The organism is Mucilaginibacter sp. (assembly GCF_036383575.1).
In the GTDB taxonomy this organism is placed as follows: Bacteria; Bacteroidota; Bacteroidia; order Sphingobacteriales; family Sphingobacteriaceae; genus Mucilaginibacter.
Genome location: NZ_DASVOB010000117.1, coordinates 1 through 3,359 on the forward strand (window position 1 = coordinate 1; position 3,359 = coordinate 3,359).

Here is a 3,359-nt window from a genome sequence, read left to right on the forward strand (position 1 = left end):
AATTTTAAGCTGTTAGTGGAGTCTGTGATACCGGCACTGAAGATGTCCATTCGTTTTTGCAGCTTGATCAATGCGGGTATTACCGGCCCGGTTGATTTGGGATCGGTGGCCATGACCGCGAAAAGCACGGAACTTTGCTCTGCCGCTATCCGGGCAGTGATTTTTTTTAAATTTGCCAGTGCCTGCGCCTCCTCATGGGGTGCGAAAGTGACAAACATTGGCGGCAGGCCCACCTCACTGAATGTAAATTCCTGTTTTGGCAGGTTGGTGGCCAAAAAAGATGGTACATCTGTTTTTTTTGTCCAGGCGGCTTCAAATAGTTGCTGGTAAAGTTCAATTACTTTGGTGTCATTAAAAACGATCACATGATTGGAATTGACATACATCCCGGTCACTGAAAAGTTGGTTGAGCCGCTAAGTAATTTGACAGGTATCCGTGTGGGACCCTGGGAAACGATAAAGATCTTATTATGCTGGTAACGGTTGAAGTTTCCGCGAATGATGCCCGATTCAGCAGGAGTTCCACCCGATTGCTTGCTCTCAGCTATTTTGAATTGTTGTTCAAACTGGTCTTCCGGTTTAGGCGCTTTGTCGTCGTGATGCAACGCGGCATTGTCCAGAATTATACGGATGCGGCCTTGCCCGGCCAGCGTCAGGAAATGGGCCAGCAGGTCGGTTTCGTTCAGGTCATAAGCAAACACATCCAAAAACAGGCTTTGGTCTGTCACTACCTGTTTAACAATTTCGAAGATCTTTTCCCTTGCTGTAAAGCCCGACCAAATGTATTCGTCTAAAAAGGTATAGTTGTCGCCTGCGCTGTTGGTTCCGGCTTGTTGGGAAGTGTTATACAAAAGAGATTTACCTTTTGGTTTAAGCGGGGCATCTTTGCCAAAACGGTTACCGAAGGCTTGCGATTGTACGAACCCGCGGGTAAAGCCAAGTTCGATATCCCCTTTTCTGAAAGGTTCTACCAGGGTGCTTACGGTCACGCTCAAAGTTTTGTCTATTGGCAGTAACCGACCGTCCTTAAAATACCTGGGCGTTACGGTATATTTATAAAGCCCATAAAATACCTTGTCTTTTTGATGAAGGCTACCTGGCACATGGAGCCAGCGGAATTTTTGGATCGGTGAATTAATGCTTGATCTTGGTGGTTCCAAAGCAACTTGGGCATGGTTTGCCGGATCGGCAAATTGCAGCTGGTTAAATATATAGTAAGGCGTTTCTGTGCCTGGTTCACAATAAAAAGTAAAGCCGGCCAGGTTCTTGGTGTCTTTTTTAGCAAGATTACAGGCAATGAACACTTTGGCATCGCCACGCAGGATGTTTACGGTTAGAGAGCTCATGGTGTGAATTATTTAGGTGCCTAAATATACTATTTATTTGATAAATACAATATTAACTTATTGAAATTCAGTGGTTACTGTTCTGGGTGGTTAATGGATCCGGAATACCTGATCTGAGTTTTAAAAACGACCAGTTTGTTAACCCGGCAATTGATTCGGCACGCCTCGCCATTTAAGAGGATCAAATTTCGGGATAAAGTATTTCGGATGTCTTTTGTTCTCAATATCCGATTCATCCCAAAATATCAGCAATATATATTAGTGACGGAAAAGCAACAACCGGAAAAAAACAATCACTGTCGATGTATACTTCAAACAACTCCTCAAATGTTTTAATGCTGTAGTTATCTGATTTTCGACAGTACGTTTTGAAACGCCAAAGCTGTCGGCTATTTCCTGGTTTGATAGGTTTTTCACCCTGCTCATATAAAATATCTCCTGGCAGCGCTTTGGTAGTTGTACAAGATATTGCTGTAATTCCTGTTGCAGTTCCTGTTCAATCAGGTGTTCCTCACCTTCGTTGTTTTGAAATGGCTCATTTGCGGGGAGCGTATCACCTAAAATCAACATCATAGGTTTTGCAGCCCGCATACGGTTGTACACCTGGTAACGCGCTGCCGTGAGCAAAAAAGCCTGTAGGGAATCTATTTCAAGTGTCCCGCGCCGGTTCCAGATGTTCAGGAAAATGTCGTGTACCAGTTCTTCGCTTGTTTCCTGGTTTTTGAGATAGTTCTTAGCAAGTTTATACAACCTTACCCAGTACCTTTCAAACAGGGCAGTAAATGCCAGCTCGTCGTCCCGACGAACGGCATTCCACAACTCGGCATCTGTTAGGGAACTGTAAAGCATATAATTGGGTAGGTAAATGTATAAAAAGCAACGCTAATTTTTAAAATTATCGGGAAAGTGACAAAAAGATAAAAAAGTATGTGTGTGCTGCCTGCTAATCTACACTTCCCTTTTATAAACCTCAGATCATAACATTTAATGATAACTAAAGAAGAGTTTTTGGTGCTATACCAAAAGTATCTCGATGGTGAATGCACTCCTGCCGAGAAAGAATTGCTGGCTGCATACAGCGATGACATGCACCTGCCCGACGACGTATGGACGGAGCAAGATACTGATCCTTTGGAAGTACGTGCACGGATCTGGCAAAAACTAAGTGAAAACAGGAGGGAGGCTATTGTAATAATCCCTAAACGTACCAACTACAGGTGGCTATGGGCTGCTGCTTCGCTGGCCGTTATGGCTGTACTTGCGGGATTACTGTTTATGCCTGCTAAAAAGAATAATGATACCAATATTATCGCAAAAAAAGATGAAACAACCATACTGCCCGGCAGCAACAAGGCCTATCTGACTTTGGCAAACGGCAGTAAAATAGTACTTGATGATGCTAAAAATGGTCAGCTGGCGGCAAATGCAGGAGTAAAAGTGAGTAAGGCGGCTAACGGCGTAGTGGTTTATAAATTTGACAGGAAGCCGGGCGGGCAAGGGCATGCAGCCATCCCCGAAATTAATACCATCACCACCCCGCGCGGCGGTCAATACCAGGTTATACTGGAAGATGGTACCAAAGTACAACTCAACGCTGCGTCGTCAATCAAATTTCCTGAGTTTTTTAACGGGGCTAACCGTGAAATTGAACTGGACGGCGAGGCCTATTTTGAAGTGGCTAAAGATAAAGCTCACCCATTTATAGTTAAGGCCAATGGCACACAAGTGCAGGTTTTTGGCACCCACTTTAATATTAACGCCTATAGCGATAACCCGGATATAACCACAACATTACTGGAAGGATCTGTTAAAATGAGTAAAGGTACGGCTGCAGTGATGCTGTTACCGGGACAACAAGGAACTATAAATCAAAACGGCTCATCAATAAAAGTGAGCCAGGCAGATATTGAAGCCAACATGGCCTGGATAAACGGCTTTTTTATATTTCATGATCAAAGCATTGTGAATGTTATGAAGCAGGTGAGCCGCTGGTATGATGTAGATATTCAATAC

3 protein-coding genes are annotated in these 3,359 nt (G+C 43.9%); 1 reads left to right on the plus strand and 2 read right to left on the minus strand.

Translation table 11 applies throughout. From position 1 onward, the window contains the following. On the minus strand, positions 1 to 1,346 hold a 1,346-nt coding region (locus VF500_RS04450), incomplete at its 3' end, for a phospholipase D-like domain-containing protein (RefSeq protein WP_330858524.1). A gap of 258 nt (positions 1,347 to 1,604) precedes the next feature. Continuing rightward, positions 1,605 to 2,195 (minus strand): RNA polymerase sigma-70 factor, encoded by a 591-nt coding sequence (locus VF500_RS04455; RefSeq protein WP_330858525.1) that lies wholly within the window; start codon positions 2,193 to 2,195, stop codon positions 1,605 to 1,607. A gap of 138 nt (positions 2,196 to 2,333) precedes the next feature. On the opposite strand from VF500_RS04455, the gene VF500_RS04460 reads away from it, so the two are divergent. After that, the coding region (locus VF500_RS04460) for a FecR family protein (protein WP_330858526.1) at positions 2,334 to 3,359 on the plus strand (1,026 nt) is incomplete at its 3' end.